This window comes from Gluconacetobacter diazotrophicus PA1 5 (genome assembly GCF_000021325.1).
In the GTDB taxonomy this organism is placed as follows: Bacteria; Pseudomonadota; Alphaproteobacteria; order Acetobacterales; family Acetobacteraceae; genus Gluconacetobacter; species Gluconacetobacter diazotrophicus.
Genome location: NC_011365.1, coordinates 652,212 through 673,789 on the forward strand (window position 1 = coordinate 652,212; position 21,578 = coordinate 673,789).

The 21,578-nt window shown below is 68.7% G+C and carries 17 protein-coding genes; 7 read left to right on the forward strand and 10 right to left on the reverse strand.

Annotated features, from left to right (window positions below):
• Positions 1-119 precede the first annotated feature (119 nt).
• Together GDIA_RS02870 and GDIA_RS19615 are read left to right on the forward strand one after the other, a co-directional pair.
• Positions 120-407, forward strand: a complete 288-nt coding sequence (locus GDIA_RS02870) for a YMGG-like glycine zipper-containing protein (protein ID WP_012553224.1) — start codon at positions 120-122, stop codon at positions 405-407.
• Between the two features lie 33 nt (positions 408-440).
• Entirely contained in the window at positions 441-881 is a 441-nt protein-coding gene (locus GDIA_RS19615; RefSeq protein WP_012553225.1) for a YMGG-like glycine zipper-containing protein, read from the forward strand.
• Positions 882-955: 74 nt separating this feature from the next.
• On the opposite strand, the gene GDIA_RS02880 is transcribed toward GDIA_RS19615, so the two are convergent.
• From GDIA_RS02880 to GDIA_RS02890, 3 genes are all read right to left on the reverse strand, one after another.
• Complete coding sequence (locus tag GDIA_RS02880) at positions 956-2,530, reverse strand: 2-isopropylmalate synthase (protein ID WP_012226242.1); 1,575 nt, start codon at positions 2,528-2,530, stop codon at positions 956-958.
• Positions 2,531-2,833: 303 nt separating this feature from the next.
• Positions 2,834-3,394, reverse strand: a complete 561-nt coding sequence (locus tag GDIA_RS02885; protein ID WP_012226244.1) for a chloramphenicol phosphotransferase CPT family protein — start codon at positions 3,392-3,394, stop codon at positions 2,834-2,836.
• A 3-nt stretch (positions 3,395-3,397) separates the two neighbouring features.
• Positions 3,398-4,297 carry an N-acetylmuramoyl-L-alanine amidase family protein gene (locus tag GDIA_RS02890; RefSeq protein ID WP_012553226.1) on the reverse strand — a complete coding sequence of 300 codons (900 nt, stop codon included), beginning with the start codon at positions 4,295-4,297 and terminating at the stop codon, positions 3,398-3,400.
• A 625-nt stretch (positions 4,298-4,922) separates the two neighbouring features.
• Between GDIA_RS02890 and GDIA_RS02895 the strand changes: the two genes are divergently transcribed.
• Entirely contained in the window at positions 4,923-7,952 is a 3,030-nt protein-coding gene (locus tag GDIA_RS02895; protein WP_012553227.1) for an Rne/Rng family ribonuclease, read from the forward strand.
• 232 nt (positions 7,953-8,184) lie between these two features.
• Positions 8,185-10,068, forward strand: coding sequence for a HAMP domain-containing methyl-accepting chemotaxis protein (locus GDIA_RS02900; RefSeq protein WP_012226253.1), 1,884 nt, complete (start codon positions 8,185-8,187; stop codon positions 10,066-10,068).
• Positions 10,069-10,330: 262 nt separating this feature from the next.
• Here GDIA_RS02900 and GDIA_RS02905 read toward each other — a convergent pair whose 3' ends face one another.
• The 5 genes from GDIA_RS02905 to GDIA_RS02925 form a co-directional block, all read right to left on the reverse strand.
• Positions 10,331-11,827 carry a helicase HerA domain-containing protein gene (locus GDIA_RS02905; protein ID WP_012553229.1) on the reverse strand — a complete coding sequence of 499 codons (1,497 nt, stop codon included), beginning with the start codon at positions 11,825-11,827 and terminating at the stop codon, positions 10,331-10,333.
• Positions 11,824-13,074, reverse strand: coding sequence for a TIGR03862 family flavoprotein (locus tag GDIA_RS02910; RefSeq protein WP_012226267.1), 1,251 nt, complete (start codon positions 13,072-13,074; stop codon positions 11,824-11,826). Before GDIA_RS02910 ends, GDIA_RS02905 begins: the two co-directional genes overlap by 4 nt.
• Positions 13,075-13,105: 31 nt before the next feature.
• Positions 13,106-14,497 (reverse strand): amidohydrolase family protein, encoded by a 1,392-nt coding sequence (locus GDIA_RS02915; RefSeq protein ID WP_049762984.1) that lies wholly within the window; start codon positions 14,495-14,497, stop codon positions 13,106-13,108.
• Positions 14,498-14,771: 274 nt separating this feature from the next.
• The gene (cysE, locus tag GDIA_RS02920; RefSeq protein WP_012226270.1) at positions 14,772-15,623 is read right to left on the reverse strand and encodes a serine O-acetyltransferase; all 852 of its coding nucleotides are present in this window, start codon (positions 15,621-15,623) and stop codon (positions 14,772-14,774) included.
• 76 nt (positions 15,624-15,699) lie between these two features.
• Complete coding sequence (locus tag GDIA_RS02925; protein ID WP_012226272.1) at positions 15,700-16,962, reverse strand: UbiH/UbiF/VisC/COQ6 family ubiquinone biosynthesis hydroxylase; 1,263 nt, start codon at positions 16,960-16,962, stop codon at positions 15,700-15,702.
• A 243-nt stretch (positions 16,963-17,205) separates the two neighbouring features.
• On the opposite strand from GDIA_RS02925, the gene glnK reads away from it, so the two are divergent.
• From glnK to GDIA_RS02940, 3 genes are all read left to right on the forward strand, one after another.
• Positions 17,206-17,544, forward strand: a complete 339-nt coding sequence (gene glnK, locus GDIA_RS02930) for a P-II family nitrogen regulator (RefSeq protein ID WP_012226274.1) — start codon at positions 17,206-17,208, stop codon at positions 17,542-17,544.
• A gap of 83 nt (positions 17,545-17,627) precedes the next feature.
• A complete protein-coding gene (locus GDIA_RS02935; protein WP_261375499.1) occupies positions 17,628-18,932 on the forward strand; it encodes an ammonium transporter in 1,305 nt (434 codons plus the stop codon).
• 169 nt (positions 18,933-19,101) lie between these two features.
• Positions 19,102-19,602 (forward strand): hypothetical protein, encoded by a 501-nt coding sequence (locus tag GDIA_RS02940; RefSeq protein ID WP_012226278.1) that lies wholly within the window; start codon positions 19,102-19,104, stop codon positions 19,600-19,602.
• Between the two features lie 43 nt (positions 19,603-19,645).
• Here the strand turns inward: GDIA_RS02940 and GDIA_RS02945 are convergent, their stop codons facing one another.
• Positions 19,646-20,590 carry a pepsin/retropepsin-like aspartic protease family protein gene (locus GDIA_RS02945; RefSeq protein ID WP_012226280.1) on the reverse strand — a complete coding sequence of 315 codons (945 nt, stop codon included), beginning with the start codon at positions 20,588-20,590 and terminating at the stop codon, positions 19,646-19,648.
• Between the two features lie 25 nt (positions 20,591-20,615).
• Positions 20,616-21,578 carry a prolyl aminopeptidase gene (gene pip, locus GDIA_RS02950; RefSeq protein WP_012226282.1) on the reverse strand — a complete coding sequence of 321 codons (963 nt, stop codon included), beginning with the start codon at positions 21,576-21,578 and terminating at the stop codon, positions 20,616-20,618.

Here is a 21,578-nt window from a genome sequence, read left to right on the forward strand (position 1 = left end):
CATATCTGCGGCGTGGCGCGGCGGCGCGGCGGCATGCCTTTTTTTCGCCACCGAACCGCCCTTCCGCATCCATCAGCCGCACCGAGAATGGCGGCCAGACGGTGACAAGGAAGACGATCATGAAGATCCGCATGCATGCCCCCACCTCCACGCAGACCCGCCATCGAACCCTCGTTCGAAGCGCCCTGGCAGGGGCGGGACTGCTGGCCCTCGCGGGGTGCGGCAATCCCTATGACCCCGGCGCGCGCGCCGGCACCGGCGCCCTGATCGGCGCGGGCGGCGGGGCGGCCATCGGCGGCCTGGCCGGCGGCGGCGGCGGCGCGGCCATCGGCGCGCTGACCGGCGGTGCCGTGGGCGCCGCGACGGGGGCCGCGACCACGCCGCCCCCGCCCCGGCGCGGCTACTGACACGCGGCTACCGACAGACAGGATTATCGAGAGATGACCACGTTCCTTCTGCGCAGCCTTTCCCCGCGGGCCGACTCGACGATCCATCGCCGGGTCCGTGTGGCAGGGGCGATGGCGGTGCTGGGCGCCGCACTGTCGCTGGCGGCCTGCACCAACCCGTACGATCCCGGACAGCGCGCCCTGGGCGGCGGACTGCTGGGCGCGGGCGGCGGGGCGGCGATCGGCGGCCTGGCCGGTGGCGGCCGGGGCGCGGCCCTGGGCGCGCTGGCCGGCGGCGCGGTGGGTGCCGCGACCGGCGCGGCGACCACGCCGGCCCCGCCGCCGCCTCCGCCCGCCTACCCGCCGCCAGGATACCCGCCGCCCGGTTACGGGTACGGCGGATACGCCCAGCCCGCCTATCCGCCCCAGGGCTATCCCCAGGGCTATTATCCCCCGCCGCCGAATGACGGGGGCGGTTACTACAACGGTTATTGAGGACGGACCGACGAAAAAAAGCGGGGCACCCGAAGGATGCCCCGCCCGTCATGATACCGGCCGTCCGGTGCCGGTCAGGCCGTCATGGCTTCGGGTTCGGCGCGGGTACGCTTGACCAGCAGCTTGTTCAGCGCATGAACGTAGGCCCGCACGGCCGACACCAGCGTGTCGCTGTCCGCGCCCTGGCCGTCCACCAGCTTGCCATCTTCCTCCAGCCGCACGGTGGTGCGCGCCTGCGCGTCGCTGCCCTCGGTCACCGCGCCGACCGAATAGAGCTGCAGCGTCGCCTCGTGCGGGAAGATCTCGCGGACCGCGTTGAACGCCGCATCGACGGGCCCCTGGCCAGTCACGGTGGCGCTGCGCGCCTCGCCGTCGACCTCCAGCGCCAGGTCGGCGCGCGCCGGACGGCGAGACCCGGCCTCGATATCCAGCGAGACGAAGCGGATGCGGGCATGGTCGCGGGCCTCGTCATCGACCAGGGCGACCAGGTCCTCGTCGTAGACGACCTTCTTGCGGTCGGCCAGGTCCTTGAACCGCGCGAACGCATCATTCAGATGCGCCTCGTCCATCTCGCCGTATCCCATGGCCTTCAGCTTGTCGCGAAAGGCGGCGCGGCCGGAATGCTTGCCCAGGACCAGCGACGACCGGGTCCAGCCCACGCTCTCGGGCGTCATGATCTCGTAGGTCGCGGCATTCTTCAGCACGCCGTCCTGGTGGATGCCGCTTTCATGCGCGAAGGCGTTGCGGCCGACGATCGCCTTGTTGGGCTGGACGTCGAACCCGGTGATCGTCGCCAGCATCCGCGACGTCCGCAGCAGGTTCTGCGTCTTGATGCCGGTGCTGTACGGCAGCACGTCCTGGCGGGTGCGCAGCGCCATGACGATCTCTTCCAGCGCCGCGTTGCCCGCGCGCTCGCCGATGCCGTTGATCGTGCATTCGATCTGCCGGGCGCCGGCGGACAGCGAGGCGATGGTGTTGGCCACCCCCAGCCCCAGGTCGTTGTGGTTATGGGCCGAGAAGATCACGGTATCCGCTCCCGGCACGCGGGCCAGCAGGTCGGCGAAGATGCGGGCCATGTCCTCGGGCGTCGCATAGCCGACGGTATCGGGGATGTTGATCGTGGTGGCGCCGGCCTTGATCGCGGCCTCGACGCACCGGCACAGGAAATCCGGGTCGGTGCGCGACCCGTCCTCGGCCGACCATTCCACGTCGTCGGTGAACTGCCGCGCCGCCTGGTTGCCGGCGGTGATCAGCTCCAGCACCGTCTCGGGCTCCATCCGCAGCTTGTATTTCATGTGCAGCGGCGAGGTGGAGATGAAGTTGTGGATGCGTCCCCGCGCGGCCGGGCGAATGGCCTCGCCGGCGCTGGCGATGTCGTTCCGGCCGCCGCTGCGGGCCAGGGCGCAGATCACGGGGGCACGAATGTGCGAGGCTATCTGGTGCACGCTGTCGAAATCGCCCTTCGACGCCACGGGGAATCCCGCCTCGATCACATCGACGCCCAGTTCCGCCAGCGCCTCGGCCATGCGGAGCTTTTCGGCCAGGTTCATCGAGAAGCCGGGCGATTGTTCGCCGTCACGCAGGGTCGTGTCGAAAATGATGACACGATCATTGTCGATGCGGCCGAAGGACGGATGGTCGATAGTCATGAATTACCTCGGATTGATCCGGATGTTCGCCTTTGAACGCCGTGCGGGCGTTCCTGCCTTGCATGCGGGATGGCTCCCGCAACTTCCCCTGGGCGTACCGGCGTCCTGCCGGCCCTGAACGCTCAGGGGCAGATAAGTCGAAGGCTGAGGAGAAGGGCGTCCCGGCCGCAGGCACGCGACAGGGCCGGCGCCACTGCGCCCGACAAGCCTGCCGTCATGATCGTTGCGGAATCCATGGCCGGCACCATACAGGCCGATCCGCCGATTGCAACAGAAAAGGCCCGTCCATCCGTATCCGGCGGATTACAGGCCGAACGCGTCGCGGATACTGTGCGCCGACTGTCCGGGCGTCATGCGAACCGTGTCCAGTTCCAGGTCGTACGCCATGCCGCGATGCACCCGATCATACTGCCAGCGCGCCAGGCCGATCCGCCGATCACCCCGCGCGCGCTCCCGCGCTTCCAAAATCGCCAGCGGCGCAAACAGCCCGACCAGATGCACGACGCAGCCCGCCAGCAGCGCCCGATAGTCGCGCGCGTCGGCCGCATCCAGCATCACGTCGTCCACGATCAGGTCGTTCCCCTGCCCCGCCATGGCGGCCACGGCATGGCGCATACCGCGCATCGCCCGTGCCATCACCGCCCCGCCGCGAATGGCGATCGAGGGATGCCCGTCCCGGGTTTCGGGGACGAATTGCATGCCATCCGGATGATCGAGCATCCGTGGCGGCAGCATGGAGACGAAATCGTCCATCGCGACATGCAGGAACGGGCGGTCCAGCAGCCCCTGAAGCGCCCGCGCGACGGAACTCTTGCCGACGCTGCCGACACCGTTGAGGATGATGACGCAAGGCGGCCGGTCCATATTTCAGCCGGTCAGGTGCGTGATGCCGTTGGCCGAGGCGAAATAACGGTCGATGGCCTGCTTCATGGCCCCGGCGACCATCATCCTGTGTCCGGCCTGGCGCAATGCGGCTTCGTCCATCCGGTTGGACATGAACCCCATTTCGACCAGCACCGAGGGGATGTCGGCCGATTTCAGCACGACGAAGGCCGCATGGCGGGACGGATGGGGCAGCAGCCCGATCCGCGACTGGAAGGACGCGACCACGCTGCTGGCCATGTGGGCGGCGCCGCGCCGCGTCTCCTCGGTCACCAGGCTGGCCAGGATGGCCTGCACCTCGGGCGAACTGGCATGCACCTGCGGGCCGCCGAAGCGGTCGGCGCTGTTTTCGGTGCGCGCCAGCGCCGCGGTCTGCGCGTCCGACGCCTGGCCCGACAGGGTGTAGACGCTGGCCCCGCGCACCCCGCGATCGGTCAGCGCGTCGGCATGCATGGAAATGAACAGGGCCGCCCGGTGGGCATGGGCGATATCCACCCGACCTTCCAGCGGAATGAAACGGTCGTCCGACCGCGTCATCGCCACGCGATAGGCGCCGCTGGCCAGCAACTGCCGCCGCAGTTCGGCCGCCGCGGCCTCGGCGATGTGTTTTTCGTAGGTGCCCGAGACCCCGATCGCGCCCGGGTCCTTTCCGCCATGGCCGGGGTCGAGCATGACCAGCGGCAGGGGCGCCGCCGCCCGCCCGACGATGGCGGGCGCGGCCAATCCCGCCGCATGCCGCGCATGGTGCGCCACGCGGCGCTGCGCCGCCGACGCGACCCGTGGGCGCACGGCCAGGGCCGCCGCCAGGCCGGTCGCGGACAGGCCGGCCCGCAGGACCTGCCGGCGTCCGCGCGCCGTCACGTTATCGGAACGATCCTCGTGCATGAATACCGGTCCCTGTTGCGGATCCTGCCCGCCACCCTAGCAGGGTCCGTGGCCCAAGTCAGCATTTCAACGACTTGCGGGGGGTCATTGGTACGGACGCGCAGGCGGCATCCCTGCCTGCCAACGGGTGCTTGCAGCGGGGGCGCAGTTAGGTCATGCTGTACTGGTGATGGAACCGCGTCGATCGACGCCGGAACACGGCAAGGTCGGCATGACCGGGTCCATCCGGCAGGCCGGCCCATCGGGGCGTGGCGCCCGACGCCGAGGCGATCGGGCCGCCCCACGCTGACGGGACAAGGCTGCCGCTCCGCCCCCGGCCGCAAGGCCGGGCGCAGGATGACGACGCCATGTGATCCGACGATGCGACCGGGCGCTGCACGGGCGCGCGTCACCGCCTGATGAGGATGGATGAACGCCACGCGACCCGCACTGGCAGACGGCACGACACAGCACGCGTCCCACGTGACGCGCGCTGGCGCCGCCTGCGCGGGCCCCGCCGCAACGGTTTCCGGATCCATCGTATTTTCCCCGTCTGCTTTTGCCCGTCTTGCCCGTCGCAGTTGCCCGTCCCCCATGCGGACGCAGGACAGACGCCGGGACAGGGCATACCGGAGTTCCGTTTTTAATGAACAAGCGCATGCTGATCGATACGACCCACGCGGAAGAAACCCGCGTGGTCGTAATGGATGGTAACAGGCTCGAAGACTACGACGTCGAGGCATCGGCCAAGAAACAGCTCAAGGGCAATATCTACCTGGCCAAGGTGATCCGGGTCGAGCCCAGCCTGCAGGCCGCCTTCGTCGAATATGGCGGGAACCGCCACGGCTTCCTGGCCTTCAGCGAGATCCATCCGGACTATTACCAGATCCCCGTCGCGGATCGCGAGAAGCTGCTGGCCCTTCAGGAAGAAGAGGCCCGCATCGACGAGGCGCAGTCGCAGGACGACGACGCCGAGGCGCCGGCCGAGCCCGCCGCCGCCGATGCCCAGGCCGATGGCGACGCCCAGGCCGCCGACGGCGAGGCCGAGCCGCTGCCGGAAACCGTGGGCGGCGAGACCGACACGGGCGACGAGAGCCTGGTCCAGCGCCGCATCGCCCGCTTCCTGCGCAACTACAAGATCCAGGAGGTCATTCGCCGCCGCCAGATCCTGCTGGTGCAGGTCGTCAAGGAAGAGCGCGGCAACAAGGGCGCGGCGCTGACCACCTATATCTCGCTGGCCGGGCGCTATTGCGTGCTGATGCCCAATTCGCTGCGCGGCGGCGGGGTATCGCGCAAGATCACGTCGGTGGCCGACCGCCGCCGGCTGAAGGACGTGATCGCGGAACTGCAGATCCCGCGCGGCATGGCGATGATCGTCCGCACCGCCGGCGCCCAGCGGCCGCGGCCCGAGATCATGCGCGACTGCGAGTACCTGCTGCGGCTGTGGGACGACATCCGCGACCACACGATGCATTCCGTCGCCCCCGCGCTGATCTATGAAGAAGCCAGCCTGATCAAGCGCGCCATCCGCGACATCTATACCCGCGATGTGGGCGAGATCCTGGTCGACGGCGAGGCCGGATGGAAATCGGCGCGCGAATTCATGCGCATGCTGATGCCGCAGAGCGCGCCGAAGGTGAAATGCTGGCGGGACGGCGGCCAGCCGCTGTTTTCGCACTTCAATGTCGAGGGCCTGCTGGACTCGATGCTCTCCCCCACGGTGCAACTGCGCTCGGGCGGGTATCTGGTCATCAACCAGGCCGAGGCCCTGGTCGCGATCGACGTCAATTCGGGCCGCGCGACGCGCGAGCGCAATATCGAAGAGACGGCGCTGCGCACCAACCTGGAAGCGGCCGAGGAAGTGGCGCGGCAACTGCGCCTGCGCGACCTGGCCGGACTGATCGTCATCGATTTCATCGATATGGAAAGCCGCAAGCACAACGGGATGGTCGAGCGGCGGCTGAAGGACGCGCTGCGCACCGACCGCGCGCGCATCCAGGTCGGCGCGATCTCGCATTTCGGGCTGCTGGAAATGTCGCGGCAGCGGCTGCGCCCGTCGATCGCTGAATCGACCTTCACCCCCTGCCCGCACTGCCAGGGCACCGGCATCATACGCGGCACTGAAAGTGCGGCCCTGCATGTGCTGCGCGCCGTCGAGGAAGAGGGCGCGCGCCGTCGCGCGGCCGAGATCACGGTGCATGTGGCCGCCGAGATCGCGCTCTATATCCTGAACAACAAGCGGGCCTGGCTGAGCGAGATCGAAAAGCGGCACAAGATGCATGTCGTCTTCTCGCCCGATGCCAGCCTGCTGCCGCCGCAGCTTCGCATCGAGCGCGTACGGCCGCAGACCGAACGGTTCGAGCCCGTCGCGCCGCCGGTGCTGGCCGAACCGACCGACATCCTGGCCGAGGAGACCGAAGCCGCCGCGCCCGTCGTGCGCGAAATCCCGATCCAGGCCGAAGCCCCGGCCGATGCGGCCGTCGCAGCCGAGGCCGCGCCGGTTTCCACCGAGGAAGGCGAGGAAGGAACCGATCATCGCCGCCGCCGCCGGCGGCGCCGTCGCCGGCGTGGCGGCGAGCGGGCCGAGGGTGCGCCCCAGGCCGTGCCGGCCGAAGCCGCCGATGCGGAACAGGCGGACGAAGACGCCGGACATGGGAACGAGGGCGAGGAAGAGACCGTGCCCACCATCCATGCCGAGAGCGTGCCCGAGCCCGCGCCGGCCCGTGAAGAGGGCGGACGCGACCGCAATCGCCGCCGCCGTGACCGGCAGGACCGCCGTCCGGCACAGCCGGCCGCCCCGCCGGCGCAGGCACCGTATCGCGGCCCGACGCCGGCCAATCCGTTCGGCGACGGCATCCTCGATATTTTCGATGTGATCGAGCAATCGACCGAGGCCCCGCAGGCCCCTGTCCGGCGGCCCGAGCCGAATGCGATGCCGGCCGACATCGTCGACGTCGCCGAGACGCTGGCCGTGTCGGAACCCGAGGCGGTCCCCGCGATCGTCGAAGCCGAAATCGTGATCGAGGCCGCCCCCGTGGAAGCCGCGCCGGTCGAGGCTGAACCTGTTGAGGTCGAGGCCGAGACGGTCGAAACCCCGGCCAAGCCCCGCCGCCGCACCCGCGCCCGCAAGAGCGCGGTGGCCGAGGCCATGACGGCCGAGGCCCCGGACAGCACGACGGAGCCCGCGCCCGTTGCCGCCGAGGCTGAAGAACCGGCCAAGCCCAAGCGTCGCCGCGCGGCGACGCCGCGCAAGACGGCCGCCAAGGCAGCGGCGGAAGAGCCGACCGTTGCCGACAGCGCGCCCCCGGCGACAGCCGAGGCCGTACCCGCCGAGGATGCGGCCGAAGCGGCACCGAAGAAGCCGACCCGCAAGCGGACCACGCGGGCGACCACCACGACCCGCGCCCGCAAGGCCAAGCCGGCCGAGGACGCCGCAACCGAGGCTGATGCCACCGAGGCGGCCGAACCGGCCCCCGAGGCCCCGGCCAAGCCGCGCCGCACGCGCAAGGCCCCTGCCCGCGCCAAGGCAGCGGCGAAGCCGCAGGCGGAAGCGGAAGCCGAGGCCACGGCCGAAGCGACCCCGGAAGCCGAAAAGACGGCCCCGGTGGTACAGCCGATCGTCATCGACGATTCCAAACCGGCCCCGGCCCGCAAGACCGGCTGGTGGCGCCGCTGACACCAGCGCGGCGGGCCATTCCAGCCCGTTGAACAAGAAGCCCCGCTTCCGAAAGGAGGCGGGGCTTTTTTGTTATCCAGTGCAGGGTCCCTGCTTCGGCCGGGCACGCCCGAGGGGGAGAATAAATATAATCTTCACAATTGGCGCCCCGGAAATCGCCTAGACTCATCCATGAATATGCGTCGCTTCGCGCGGACAAGCGGCCTGGGCACAAAAATCAACGAGGCAGCCAGTGCGCTTTTTCGGCATCAAGGTATCTTTAGGCCTCCTTTTCATACTCATCGCGCTGTCCTGCGTTTTTTCCGGAATATCTTCGATAAGAGGGCTGACGCAGGTCAATCTCCGGGTAGAGGAGATCGCGCACAAATCGCTGGCGAACATCAGGGGCCTGGCCGCGATCGACAGTCAGATCCGCGCTTTCCGGGGCGTCGAGATCAAGCAACTCGGGACATCCTCGCCAGAGGAGTTTGCGACTCTTTCCAGTTCCAGCGCCGCGATTTCCGATAAAATCGCGCATGCCATCGACGCGTACGTGCCCTTCATCCAGACCGACCAGGATCAGGTCCTGTTCCACAACCTTGAAACGCAGTGGGACGAGTACAAGGATTTCCACGACACCACATTCAAGAACTGGGGCGCGGCCCACGACAGGACCCAGACCCTTGTCAACGAGGGGCAACGCCTGATCGAATTGCAGGAAACGGTTTCCGAAACGCTGACGTCCTTCATGAATGGAAACATACAGGACGCCGCCACCTACGCTTCGGAATCGGGGGCCACATACACGGCGACGCTGCGGCGGGTCTATGCGGCGTATGTCACGCTGTTCGTTTCCATGCTCATTTCCGGCCTTGTCGTGGTGCTGAACATTCTTCGGCCGCTTCAGAAAATCAATGCATCCATCAGCAGGTTGGCAAAGGGCCAGACCGATCTGACGTTCCCGTGCGCGGACAGGAAGGATGAAATCGGCGATATTTCCCGGTCCCTGGACGTCTTCCGCGCCGCCGCCATCGCGAAGAGGGACCTGGAGCGCGACGCCGAACTCCAGCGCCAGCGTGCCGACACCGAACGCGCTTCCATTCAGAAAAAAGCCGAAGCCGAAGCCAGCGAATGGCTGCGCAGGGCGACGGGCACCCTGGCGGCCGGCCTGAAACGGATGGCCGAGGGCGACCTGTCCTTCCAGATCGAGACCCGGTTTTCAAAAGAGTTCGAGCCGCTGCGCGAGGATTTCAACCAGTCCCTGACCCAGCTTGCCGCGACGTTCGCCCAGATGTCGGGCGCCATTCAGGCCATCAGCAACGGCGCGCGCGAACTGGCGACCGGGGCCGACAACCTGGCGTCCCGGACCGAACGCCAGGCGACGGCCCTGGAGCAGACGGACGCCGCCGTGGCGGGCATTGCGCAAAGCGTGGGGGATACGGCCAGGCGATCCGAAACCGCCCAGCAGATCGGCACGCAGGCGCGCCGGTCCGCCGCCGCGTCAAGCACGATCACGCATGCGACGGAAGAGGCCATGAACCGCATCGAGAACGGCTCGGAACAGATTTCATCGGTTGTCGATGTGATCGAGAGCATTGCCTTCCAGACCAACATCCTGGCGCTGAATGCCAGCGTCGAGGCTGCCAGGGCCGGTGACGCGGGCCGGGGCTTCGCCGTGGTCGCCCACGAGGTCCGGTCGCTGGCGCAGAAATGCGGCGAGGCCGCCGTGGATGTCAGGACCGTCATCCGCAATACCGCCGCCGACGTGAAGGAAGGCTCGGGCCGCGTGAAGGAATGCAGCGGAACATTGCGGACGATCGTGGACTTCATCGGTCAGATGGGCCAGCACCTGGACGCCATAGCCGTCTCGGCCAGGGAACAATCCGCCAGCCTGACGGACATCACCGCCGCGATGGCCTCGCTGGGTCAGACGACCCAGCAGAATGCCGCCGTCGCGGAACAGTTCAACGCCGCGTCCTCCAGCCTCGCGAACGAAAGCCACCGGCTTAACGACCTTGTCGGGCAGTTCCACCTGCCGGAGCCGGCGGAAGACGAGTCCGGTCAGGACCTGGAGTTCATGGACGCTGATCTCCCCAGCGCCAGCGCCAGCCCCCTTCGGTTTTCCGTCGGCAGATAAGAAGGAAGACCAGCGTCGCGATCAGGTCGAAAACGACCAGTGCCGGAACCACCACCCAGGCATTGGACCTGGCCAGAACGAATTGGGGCAGCATCATCGGGGGGAACGAGAGGGCTACCACAAAGGCGCCAAAGAGCGCCCAGCCTTGCCATGTGACGGGAAGCCCGGCCCCGTATCCGTACCGCTTTGCCCGAAACCATGCCTTTGACGGAAAGTCGGACATCCGGTCATCCTCCATGCGTCTGCCGGCGGCCGCGAAACCTTATCCTTCGACACCATTCGGATCGGACGGCACCGTTTCCCAGCCCGGTCCGATGATCGCGGCGCTGCGCCGGCCCATGCCGTCGATCCGTAGCACGATGACGTTCTGTTCTTCCAGATAGGCCAGCTGGCGGCGGGCGCGGCCCAGCGAGTGGGTGCCGTAGGCACGGGCGATCGTGGCGTCCGACGGACAGGGGGCGCCTTCCATGGCCGCGCGGGCGATCAGCAGGAAGATGCCGCGCACGTCGTCCGGCAGGGGGGCAGCGATCCGCTCAGCGGCCTGCCAGGCCTCGGTCTCGGCGGTTTCGGCGTCGATGCCGGCGCGGGCGGTGGCCAGGACGCGGCGGAATTGCGGCATGTCCAGCGCCTGCCGCCCCATGCCCTCGATCCGGCAGCGGACCAGGAAGTCCTGGTACAGCACATGCACGGGGCGGAAGCCGGCATCCTCGTCGCGCAGGATTTCGGCCAGGATCGTCGTGAAGCGCCGGCGCTGCGCCGCCCGGTCGGCCGGGGTTTCGACCACCGGTTCCTCGGCCTCGGCTTCCACCGCCGCCGAGGCCGCGTGGGCGGCCAGTTGCGCCAGGATATCGGGCGGCGGCGGTGCGGCCGGGCGCGACGGGCGGGCGAATGCCTCGCGCTCGGGCAGTTTCGTCAGGATCAGGTCGCGAATGTCCTCGGGCGGCGGCGCGGGGGCGAAGGGCAGCAGGGCGGGACCGGCCGAGCGGCTTTCGGTTTCCACCGGGCCGATGCGCACCGCGACGGGGCGGCGGCAGAGCGCCGGGCCCAGCGCCACGAAATATCCCCGTTCCAGGTCGCGGAAGCTTTCGGCCTGCCGGCGCTCCATCCCCAGCAGGTCGGCGGCGCGCATCATGTCGATATCGAGGAACGTGCGCCCCATCAGGAAATTCGACGCCTCCGCCGCCACGTTCTTGGCCAGCTTGGCCAGGCGCTGGGTGGCGATCACCCCCGCCAGCCCGCGCTTGCGGCCACGGCACATCAGGTTGGTCATGGCCCCCAGCGAGGCCCGCCGGGCTTCGTCCGATACGTCGCCGGCGGCGGCGGGGGCGAACAATTGCGCCTCGTCCACCACCACCAGCACGGGATACCAGTATTCCCGCCCGACCTCGAACATCCCGCCCAGGAAGGCCGCCGCGCGACGCATCTGCACGTCCGCGTCGGCCCCCTCCAGGTTCAGCACGACCGAGGCCCGATGGACCCGCATCCGCTCGCCCGCCGCCTGCAGCTCCGCCTCGGTATGGGCCGCGCCGTCGATCACCAGATGGCCGAATTTCTCCGCCAGGCTGACGAAGTCGCCCTCGGGGTCGATGATGGCCTGCTGGACCAGGGTCGCGGATTGTTCCAGCAGCCGGCGCAGCAGGTGCGATTTGCCCGATCCGGAATTGCCCTGCACCAACAGGCGAGTGGACAGCAATTCCGCCAGATCCATCGCGGCGGGGCCGCCGCCGCGCACATCCCCAATCGTGATCGCAACCGTCATGGACAGGACGGATACCGTTCCTTGGCCTGCTCGCGCAACCAATCGACGATTCCGTTCGCCGCCGCGCGCCCGGTCGCGAAGCAGCCCTGCAGCAGGTAGCCGCCGGTCGGCGCCTCCCAATCCAGCATCTCGCCCGCCACGAACAGGCCGGGTGACGCCCGCAGCATGAAGCGCGCGTCGCACTCGGCCTGCCGCACCCCGCCCGCCACCGAGATCGCCCGATCCAGCGAATCGGGCGCCGTCAGGGTGACCGGCACCGCCTTGACCAGCCGCGCCAGCGCGGCCGCGTCACGCGGCGGGGGGGCTGCCTCACGCAGCAGCGCCACCGCCACGGGCGGCAGGCGCAACGCCTTGCGTAGCGTGTTCGACAGGCTCTCGCGCCCGCGGATGCGGGCCAGTCGCGCGGCCACGTCCTCCACGCCCATGTCGGGGCGCAGATCCAGCATCAGCCGGGCCTGTCCATGGGCCGCGATCCGGTCGCGCAGCAGTGCCGACAGCGCGTAGACCGCGCCGCCTTCCAGACCGCGCGCCGTCACCACGGCCTCGCCCCGCACCGTAGGGCCCGATCCGTCGGGCGTCAGCGCGATGCCGCGCAGCGGCGTGCCGGCGAAGCGTTCGCGTACGGTGTCGCTCCAGTCCGTGACGAAACCGCAATTGGCAGGTTGAAACGGGGCGATGCCGATGCCCCGGTCGGCCAGCAGGCCGGTCCACGTGCCATCCGCCCCCAGGCGTGGCCAGCTTGCCCCGCCCAGCGCCAGCAGGACGGCATCGGCGGGCAGCGTCCCCTGCTCGACCGACCCGTCGGCCGAGGGGCGGGTGAAGCGCACCCGGCCATGCGCGTCCCAGCCCGTCCAGTCATGGCGGGTGCGGATGTCCACCCCCAGCGCCGCCAGCCGTGCCCCCCAGGCGCGCAGCAGGGGCGATGCCTTCATCGCGCGCGGAAAGACCCGGCCGCTGCTGCCGACATAGCAGGGCTGGCCCAAATCCTCCGCCCAGCGGCGCAGATCGTCGGGGGTGAAGGCACGCAGCGCGGGTTCCAGCCAGTCCGCGGCCGCGCCATAGCGGGTGACGAACCGCGCGAACGGCTCGGAATGGGTCAGGTTCAGTCCACCCCGGCCGGCCATCAGCATCTTGCGCCCGATGGTGGGCATACGGTCCAGCACCGTTACCGCACAGCCATGGGCGGCCAGGGTTTCGGCGGCGGCCAGGCCGGCGGGCCCCGCACCGATCACGACGATATCGGCCATCCTGCTCCTGCGACCGGGCCCGTGATCCGCGTTATTGTGGAATCAGCGCGCCTTCGGTCTGTACGCCGCGATGCCAGACCTGGGCGATCCTGTCGACCGCCGTGATGTCATGGGCCGGGTCGCCGGACACGACGACCAGGTCGGCCCACCGGCCCGGCAGCAGGATACCCCGGTCGTCCCACTGCATCAGGGCGGCGGCGCGGCCCGTTGCGATCGTCAGGGCCTGGACCGGCGTCATGCCCGCCGCGACCATCAGCTTCAGTTCGCGATGTTCGGCAAAACCGGGAATCCGCGTGGCCGATGCCCCGGAATCAGTGCCGAAGCCGATAGGAATGCCCGCGCGGTACAGGGTCATCAGGTTGCGCTGGTTCAGCGCCACCGCCCTCTTCGACGCTTCGGTCAGCGGCGCGGCCAGGATTTTGGCCCGCCAGGCCGGGTCGGCGAACCGGGCCCGCAGGGCGGGGTTCAGGCCGGCGGACAGAAACGGATCGTCCAGCCATTCCGGGTGCAGGGCGAAGATGTAGTTCGCCTCGTCCAGGTCCAGGGTGGCGATATACCACGCGCCCTTCTGTTCCATCAGCATGATGAAATCGGTATCGACCGGCTGGTCGCGCACGCCGTGGGCAACGATGTCGGCCCCGGCCGCCACCAGCGCCTTGGCGTCGGCCAGGTCATGGATATGCGCCGCGACGCGCTTGCCGCGCGCATGGGCCTGTTCGATCACCGCGCGATAGATCGCGGGATCGATCTTGGGGAATCCCTTGGCGCCGGGCACGCCGTTGCGGAAATCGTCCACCCAGATCTTCACCAGGTCCGTGCCCTCGTCGACCATGCGATCGACGGCGGCGCGGGCCTCGGGCACCGAGGTCGGGCGATAGACCTGATCGGCACCCAGATGGAACATGCCCTGTGGCGGCACGCCGTCCGGCGCGCCGATCCCCTGGTCCACGCCGAACAGGTCGGCGCCCGGATTGCGGCCCGCGTGCTGTTCCTGCCGCAACTGGTCGAACAGCGGGGATTTGTTCAGGCCCAGCGACACCACGGACAGCACGCCGTAGCGTTCATACTGCTTCAGGGCCGCCAGGATATTCTCGCGCGTATAATTGGCCGTGTCGTCCTGCGTGCCCTTCACCAGCCCGGTATGGCTGTGGTCCGAGATCAGGCCCGGCAGGATGGTCATCCCGACCAGATCGACCGTCTTCACGCCCGCCGGCACGGCGATCGTGCCGTCACGCCCCACCGAAGCGATCCGGCCGTCCCGGATCAGGACCGCGCTGTCGGCCACGGGCGTCGCCCCGGTGCCGTCGATCAGCGTCGCGTGCTCCAGCAGCACCGCCGGTGCCTCCGCCGCCACGGCCACGTTGGCTGCACCGGCGCATAACATCAGCGACAGCGCCCAGCCGAACCGTCCTGCGATGGTCATGCCCGCTTCCTTCCCGCTATTGAACGTTTTCCGGCCCCACTGTTCGGCCATGAACCACGGATGTCCAGTGGGCATGCCTCACAGCTTAAAGTTGTAACGGGCGAAGCCGCTAAAATCTGGCTGGAGACGCGGGCTGGTGAGCGAGAGCGGCCCAAAGGGCCGCGCCCGGCGTGCGCTTCCGAACACCGGAGCGGAGCGGCCTTGATGGCCGAGAGCACCGGAGCACAGGAAACGCGCGTCGGATCGCGGCCAGACCGCGTCTCCAGCCAGATTTTCAGATCATGTAGTCTATGGGGGGGAGCGTCTGGTCCATGGTGAAGGCGGGCAGCGAGGAATGGCGCGTGCCGACCGGCCGCGCGGGGTTGCCGACGACGGTGGTAAACGGCGCAACCGATTCCAGCACGATCGAGCCCGCCCCGACCTTCGCCCCCTCGCCCAGCTCGATATTGCCCAGGATCTTGGCCCCGGCGCCGATCAGCACGCCGCGCCGCACCTTGGGGTGCCGGTCGCCGACATTCTTGCCGGTACCGCCCAGGGTCACGCCCTGCAGCAGCGACACGTCGTCTTCCAGCACCGAGGTCTCGCCGATCACGATTCCAGTGCCGTGATCGAACAGGATGCGCCGACCCAGCCGCGCCGCCGGATGGATATCGACGGCGAACAGTTCCGATGCCCGGCTTTGCAGGTGCAGCGCCAGGTAGCGCCGCCCGTTGTTCCACAGCCAGTGCGCCACGCGGTGGCTCTGCACCGCGTGATAGCCCTTGAAGAACAGAAACGGCGTCGCGTAGTTCGCCGTCGCCGGATCGCGCTCGCGGATCGCCACCAGGTCGGCGGCGGCGGCGGCGACGATTTCGGGATCGGACTCGAAGACCTCGGTCACCAGGTTGGACAGCGCGTCGTCGGCCACCGACCGGTCGCCCAGCTTGCGCCCGATCAGCGCCGCCAGCCCGTTGGCGAAACTGGCATGGTTGCGAATGCCGGTCGCCAGCAGCCCGCGCACCAGCGGGTCGCCGCAGCCCTCGCACCCACGGGCAATTTCGTCCCACAGCCGGCGATAATCGGCGGCCAGCAGCGCAGGATCGGCCTTGCGGGCCTCGGTCAGCGAGATCAGGGACGTATCGGGCATGGTGAACCTGATGAATGGACGAGAATGACGATATGGTAATCCGCGCCCGCCCTGACCAGAGGGAGGTGCGGAAGAGCTATAGCCCCATGGCCTGTTTCACGAAGGCCCGGCGCAGCCGGGGCAGGCGATGCACCCCCGCCAGGCCCAGGTCGCGGACGCCGCGCAGGATGGGATTGTCGTTGCCGAACAGGCGTTCCAGCATGTCGGTCGCGGCCAGCATCACCATGTTGGACGGGCGGCAGCGGGCCTGGTAGCGGCGCAGCAGCGTCGGGCTGCCCGGGTCCTCGCCCCGCGCATGGGCCGCGATCAGCAGGTCGGACAGCGCGATGACGTCGCGGAAGCCCACATTCAGGCCCTGCCCCGCGATCGGGTGCATGCCGTGGGCGGCGTCGCCCGCCAGCGCCAGCCGCGTATCGAAATAGCGCTGGGCATACTGAAGCGACAGCGGATAGGTCCAGCGCTGCCCGACCGAGGTCACGCGGCCCAGCCAGTCGCCCATCCGGCGCTGGATTTCGTGCGCGAAGGCATCAGGCGGCAGGGCGACCATACGCTGGGCCACGGCATCGCTTTCCGACCAGACGATGGCCGACAGGTTCGGGTAATCCGGGGTGGGGGCCATCGGCAGTTGCGCGAACGGACCGGCGGGCAGGAAATGTTCCAGCGCCCGATTCTGGTGCGGGCGTTCATGCGCCACGCTGCAGACGATGCCGCTGGTATGGTACGGCACGCGCGTGACGGCGATGCGGGCCTGGTCGCGCAGGGTGCTGCGCCGCCCTTCCGCCGCGACCACAAGCCGCGCGCCGAATTCGTGGCCCGCGCGGGTGCGGATTCGCGCACCCGATTCCGTGCGTGTCACGGTGACTTCCTCCGGCGCCAGCACGGTGATCGTCTCATGGGCACTCAGTGACGCGTTCAGCGCCACGCGCAACGCCCGGGCCTCGATCATCCAGCCGAAGGGCTGGTCGGCGTCCTGCCGTCCGAATTCCAGGAACAGGGGCGACGGGGCCTCGCCCGGGCGTCCGTCGGAGACGCGGATTTCCTCGATCGGGCAGGCCGGCAGCGGCAGGCGGTCCCATACCCCGGCCGCATCCAGCAGCCGGCGCGATCCGGCAGCGATGGCGTATGCGCGGCCGTCGAAGGCCGGATCTTCCATGGGCGAGAGGGGTGCGCGGTCGACAATGGCCACGGACAGCCCCCCGATCGCCAAGCGGCAGGCCAGCGTGGCGCCGACCGGCCCCGCGCCCACGATGCAGACATCGACATCACCGGGGATGTCAGGCGGGACGTCACGGGCATCGGCAAATCCGGTCCGGGGAAAGGGCTGCGTGCCTGCGGTCATGCGTGGGGTCCTGTGGTGGCCATGCGGATCGGACGACCCGCGACAATCGTGATCCGTTCCGGTGCTGCCAGCCCATAAATCAGGCAGAATCCCCCGGGTCGAAGGATGCAACGCACACCAGACGGGCTTCGGCGTCAACCGTGCGCAGAGATGGCACGGTTTTTGTATTGCCGTATTCACGATTTGGATCATCATCCGGATCAGGGAACGGATCACCATCATGAAACAAGGAGACGTGGCGCGATGAAGCTTGTCACAGCCATCATCAAGCCCTTCAAACTCGACGACGTTCGGGAATCCCTGACCCCGCTGGGCATCCAGGGGCTGACCGTGTCGGAAGTGAAGGGTTTCGGTCGTCAGAAGGGCCAGACCGAAATCTATCGCGGCGCGGAATACCATGTCAGCTTCCTGCCAAAGGTGAAGATCGAGGTCGCGGTGTCGGACGACATCGTGGACCAGGTCGTGGACGTGATTCTGCAGTCCGCCCACACGGGCAAGATCGGCGACGGCAAGATCTTCGTATCCAGCCTGGACAGCGTCATCCGCATCCGGACGCGCGAGACGGGAGAAGACGCGCTGTGAGTCTCCCCCGCACTATTCGGACTTTCTCACCTCGCGGCACCACCATCGCCCTGGCCACGCTGGCCGGGGCGGCGCTGCCGGCCATGGCCGCGCCCGCCATGGCCGCCGATCCGGCCCCGCCCGCCATCAACACCGGCGATACCGCCTGGATGCTGGTCAGCACCGCGCTGGTGCTGATGATGACCGTACCGGGCCTGGCCCTGTTCTATGGCGGCATGGTCCGCAAGAAGAACGTGCTGGCCACGCTGATGCAGTCCTTCGCCATCTGCTGCATCGTCACGATTGTCTGGATGGTCGCGGGCTACAGCCTGGCGTTCGGCACCGGGTCGCCCTACATCGGCGATCTGTCCCGCTTCATGCTGAACGGCATCGGCGCGCAGATTTCCAAGGGGTCCGATGTCGGCTTCACGCTGGGGCTGGGGTCGGCCAACGCCACGGTGATGACGATCCCCGAGAGCGTCTTCATGATGTTCCAGATGACGTTCGCGATCATCACCCCGGCGCTGATCACCGGCGCCTTCGCCGAGCGCATGAAGTTCAGCGCGCTGTGCGTGTTCACCATCCTGTGGTCGCTGCTGGTCTATGCGCCGGTCGCCCACTGGGTCTGGAGCCCGCTGGGCTGGGTCGCGGGGTTCGGCGCCATCGATTTCGCCGGCGGCACCGTGGTGCACATCAATGCCGGCGTCGCCGGCCTGGTCACGGCGCTGGTGGTGGGCAAGCGGCAGGGCTACGGCCAGGACGATATGTCGCCCTTCAACCTGACCTATGCCGTCATCGGCGCGTCGCTGCTGTGGGTCGGCTGGTTCGGCTTCAATGCCGGGTCGGCGGTAGGGGCCAACGGCCGCGCCGGCATGGCGATGGCGACGACGCAGATCGCCAGCGCCGCCGCCGGGGTGGCCTGGATGCTGGCCGAATGGGCCCGCACCGGCAAGCCGACGGTGCTGGGCATCATTTCCGGCGCCGTCGGCGGACTGGTCGCGATCACGCCCGCCGCCGGCTTCGTGCTGCCGGGCGGGGCCCTGATCATCGGCCTGCTGGCCGGCGCGGTCTGCTACTGGACCGCCACCACCATGAAGCACATGCTGGGCTATGACGACAGCCTGGACGCCTTCGGCGTGCATGGCATCGGCGGCATCCTGGGCGCGCTGCTGACCGGCGTGCTGGCCTATGGCCCGCTTTCGGCCACCGACGCCAATCCCGCCGGGGTCGTGGGGTCCTTCGCGCAGCTCGTCACCCAGGCCAAGGCCGTGGGCGTCACCATCGTCTGGTGCGGCGTCGTGACCTTCATCCTGCTGAAGATCGTCGACCTCGCCATCGGCCTGCGCGTCCGGAGCGAGGACGAAATCGAGGGGCTGGACATGACCCAGCACGGCGAACGCATCAACTGATCCATTTCACCGAACAACAGACAGGCCGGCCCGGGTGCATGCCCGGGCCGGCCTTTTTCTTTCCGTATTCAAGTCAAACTGTTATGGATGATTGTCCAGATCGAACGGCCGGGGTGCGGCGCCCCGCCCCGCCCGCGCCGTTCCGCAAACGGAAAGGGTTGCCTTCCCCATGGCTATCGCACTTCATGGCCGGCTTGCACTTGCGCTGCTTCTGACCGCCCCGGCCATCGCATTCACCGCGCCGCACGCCCACGCCGTCAGCCCCGCGCAGGCGTGCTACAAGAAATTCAACGCGGAACGGAAGGCCGGCACCATCAAGGGCCAGACCTACAAGGAGTTCAAGGCGACGCAGTGCGCGACGCCCGATGCCGCTTCCGCCACCCCCACGGCGACCGCCCCGGCGACGACGCCCGCGACGACGGCTCCGGCAGCCCCCGCCAGCGCACCGGCGACTGCCCCGGCAACCCCGGCCCCGGCCGCCGCCGGCAATGCGGTGCTGCCCAGCGCCGTGTCGCCCAAATATTCCAGCGAGTCGGCCGGCAAGGCCCGGATGCATACCTGCCTGGACCAGTACAACGCCAACAAGACCACCAACGGCAACGGTGGCCTGAAATGGATCCAGAAGGGCGGCGGCTATTACAGCGTCTGCAACGCCCACCTGAAGGGCTGATCCCAAGGTCAGGCTACAAGGGTCGGGCGATATGCCCGGCCCGCTACCGCGCCGGCCGGACGAACATCCGGCTGGTGGCGTATGATATCCAGACATCGTGGCCGGCGAACCAGTCCGCGCCCAGCAGCATGTCCACCTGGTCCCGCAGCGGGGCGACCGTAAGGACCGGCGCGCGTTCGTCCTCGCGCCCGATGCGCAGCGACGTGAAGCGGTGCCAGTGATACGGGACCGGCCGCCCGTCCACGCCGCTGGTCTCGCCCCCCGGGTCGGCCGCCAGCCGATCGGCTGACAGGCCCATCCGTTGGGCCGCATCGGTGGACAGGATCCGCGACCGGGCCCCGCTATCGACCAGCGCGGTCAGGTCCCTCGTATCCAGTTCCGCGGCCACGCTGACCCGATGCCCCGCCCGCTGCAGCGGAACGGTCTGATACACGCCGTGCCAGACCGGGACAGGCTGGCAGGCCGTATCCGATTGAGGCCGCCAGAAGGTCAGCCAGCCCCCGGCGACATCGAATTCGACGTCGAAGCCTGCCAGCACGTCCGCACCCAGCAGGCCCGCGACCGGCGGCTGGATGACCGGCTGCCCCGGCAGGTCACCCACCGGAATCGATAATGGGCCCAGATCGAGGCCCTCCTGCCCCGGTGCCCCCAGCCGCAGGTCCGGCACCATGGCGTTGGGCACCACGCCCGCGATGCCGCCCGTGCCCTGCAGCACGGTCCGCCGGTCGGGGTCGATCGCCAGGTGCAGGGCCGACACCACGCCGCTGCTGATCAGGCCGCCTTCGGCCCCGGTATCGACCAGCAGGCTGAACGCGGCGCGCCCCTGCGATCCGGTGATCGATACCGGAACGGACAGATATCCCCCATCATCCCGCAGCGGCACCCGCGCGATGCGCGTCAGCGCGCAGGGCGGCGCGTCATCCTGGCCCGGCGCGGGCTCGGCATGGGCCGGCATGGCCAGCAGCGCCAGTATGGCCAGCGTCCCCATGCGCGCACGGTCAGCCGGCCCATGTTCAGCCAAGCGAGGCAAACCGGTCGGTCGCGTCCAGCAGCGCGTTCAGGATTCCGGGTTCCGCCACCGCATGGCCGGCATCGTCGATCAGGTGGAATTCGGCCTCGGGCCACGCGCGATGCAGGTCCCAGGCGGTGCGGACCGGCGTCGCGACGTCATAGCGTCCCTGCACGATCACGGCCGGTATATGGCGGATACGCCCCACGTCGCGGATCAACTGGCCTTCGTCCAGCCATCCCCCATGGACGAAATAATGGTTTTCGATCCGTGCAAAGGCCAGGGCATATTCGGGATCGGCATGCTGGGCCGCCAGGTCGGGCGCGGGGCGCAGGGTCAAGGTCTCGCCCTCCCACAGGCTCCAGGCCACGGCGGCCTCGCCCCGGATGGCGGGATCGGCGTGCGTCAGGCGGCGGCGATAGGCCGCCATCAGGTCGTCACGCTCGGCAGGCGGGATCGGGGCCAGGAAGCGTTCCCATTTGTCGGGGAACAGCCAGGATGCACCTTCCTGATAATACCACAGCAATTCCGCGCGCCGCAGGGTGAAGATCCCGCGCAGGACCAGGCCCGTCACCCGGTCGGGATGCGCCTGGGCATAGGCCAGGGCCAGCGTCGAGCCCCACGATCCGCCGAAGACCAGCCAGCGCGTGGCACCCGTCATCTCGCGCAGCCGTTCGATATCCTCGACCAGATGCCAGGTCGTGTTGTTTTCCAGCGCCGCGTGCGGCCGCGACCGGCCGCATCCGCGCTGGTCGAACAGCAGGATGCGGTAGCGCGCCGGGTCGAACAGGCGCCGGTGCGTGGGCGCGCAGCCCGCCCCCGGGCCGCCATGCAGGAACACGACGGGAATGCCGTCGGGATTGCCGCACAATTCCCAATAGACCTGATGCCCGTCGCCGGTTTCCAGATGGCCGGACCGGTAGGGTTCGATGGGCGGATACAGCGTACAGGCGGGCGACGTGGTCAC

Bases quoted from the DNA above. Each gene is read 5' to 3' on its own strand.
- GDIA_RS02870 (WP_012553224.1), top strand. From the start codon at position 120: ATGAAGATCCGCATGCATGCCCCCACCTCCACGCAGACCCGCCATCGA.
- GDIA_RS19615 (WP_012553225.1), top strand. From the start codon at position 441: ATGACCACGTTCCTTCTGCGCAGCCTTTCCCCGCGGGCCGACTCGACG.
- GDIA_RS02880 (WP_012226242.1), bottom strand. From the start codon at position 2,530: ATGACTATCGACCATCCGTCCTTCGGCCGCATCGACAATGATCGTGTC.
- GDIA_RS02885 (WP_012226244.1), bottom strand. From the start codon at position 3,394: ATGGACCGGCCGCCTTGCGTCATCATCCTCAACGGTGTCGGCAGCGTC.
- GDIA_RS02890 (WP_012553226.1), bottom strand. From the start codon at position 4,297: ATGCACGAGGATCGTTCCGATAACGTGACGGCGCGCGGACGCCGGCAG.
- GDIA_RS02895 (WP_012553227.1), top strand. From the start codon at position 4,923: ATGAACAAGCGCATGCTGATCGATACGACCCACGCGGAAGAAACCCGC.
- GDIA_RS02905 (WP_012553229.1), bottom strand. From the start codon at position 11,827: ATGACGGTTGCGATCACGATTGGGGATGTGCGCGGCGGCGGCCCCGCC.
- GDIA_RS02910 (WP_012226267.1), bottom strand. From the start codon at position 13,074: ATGGCCGATATCGTCGTGATCGGTGCGGGGCCCGCCGGCCTGGCCGCC.
- GDIA_RS02915 (WP_049762984.1), bottom strand. From the start codon at position 14,497: ATGACCATCGCAGGACGGTTCGGCTGGGCGCTGTCGCTGATGTTATGC.
- cysE (WP_012226270.1), bottom strand. From the start codon at position 15,623: ATGCCCGATACGTCCCTGATCTCGCTGACCGAGGCCCGCAAGGCCGAT.
- GDIA_RS02925 (WP_012226272.1), bottom strand. From the start codon at position 16,962: ATGACCGCAGGCACGCAGCCCTTTCCCCGGACCGGATTTGCCGATGCC.
- glnK (WP_012226274.1), top strand. From the start codon at position 17,206: ATGAAGCTTGTCACAGCCATCATCAAGCCCTTCAAACTCGACGACGTT.
- GDIA_RS02935 (WP_261375499.1), top strand. From the start codon at position 17,628: ATGGCCGCGCCCGCCATGGCCGCCGATCCGGCCCCGCCCGCCATCAAC.
- GDIA_RS02940 (WP_012226278.1), top strand. From the start codon at position 19,102: ATGGCTATCGCACTTCATGGCCGGCTTGCACTTGCGCTGCTTCTGACC.
- GDIA_RS02945 (WP_012226280.1), bottom strand. From the start codon at position 20,590: ATGGGGACGCTGGCCATACTGGCGCTGCTGGCCATGCCGGCCCATGCC.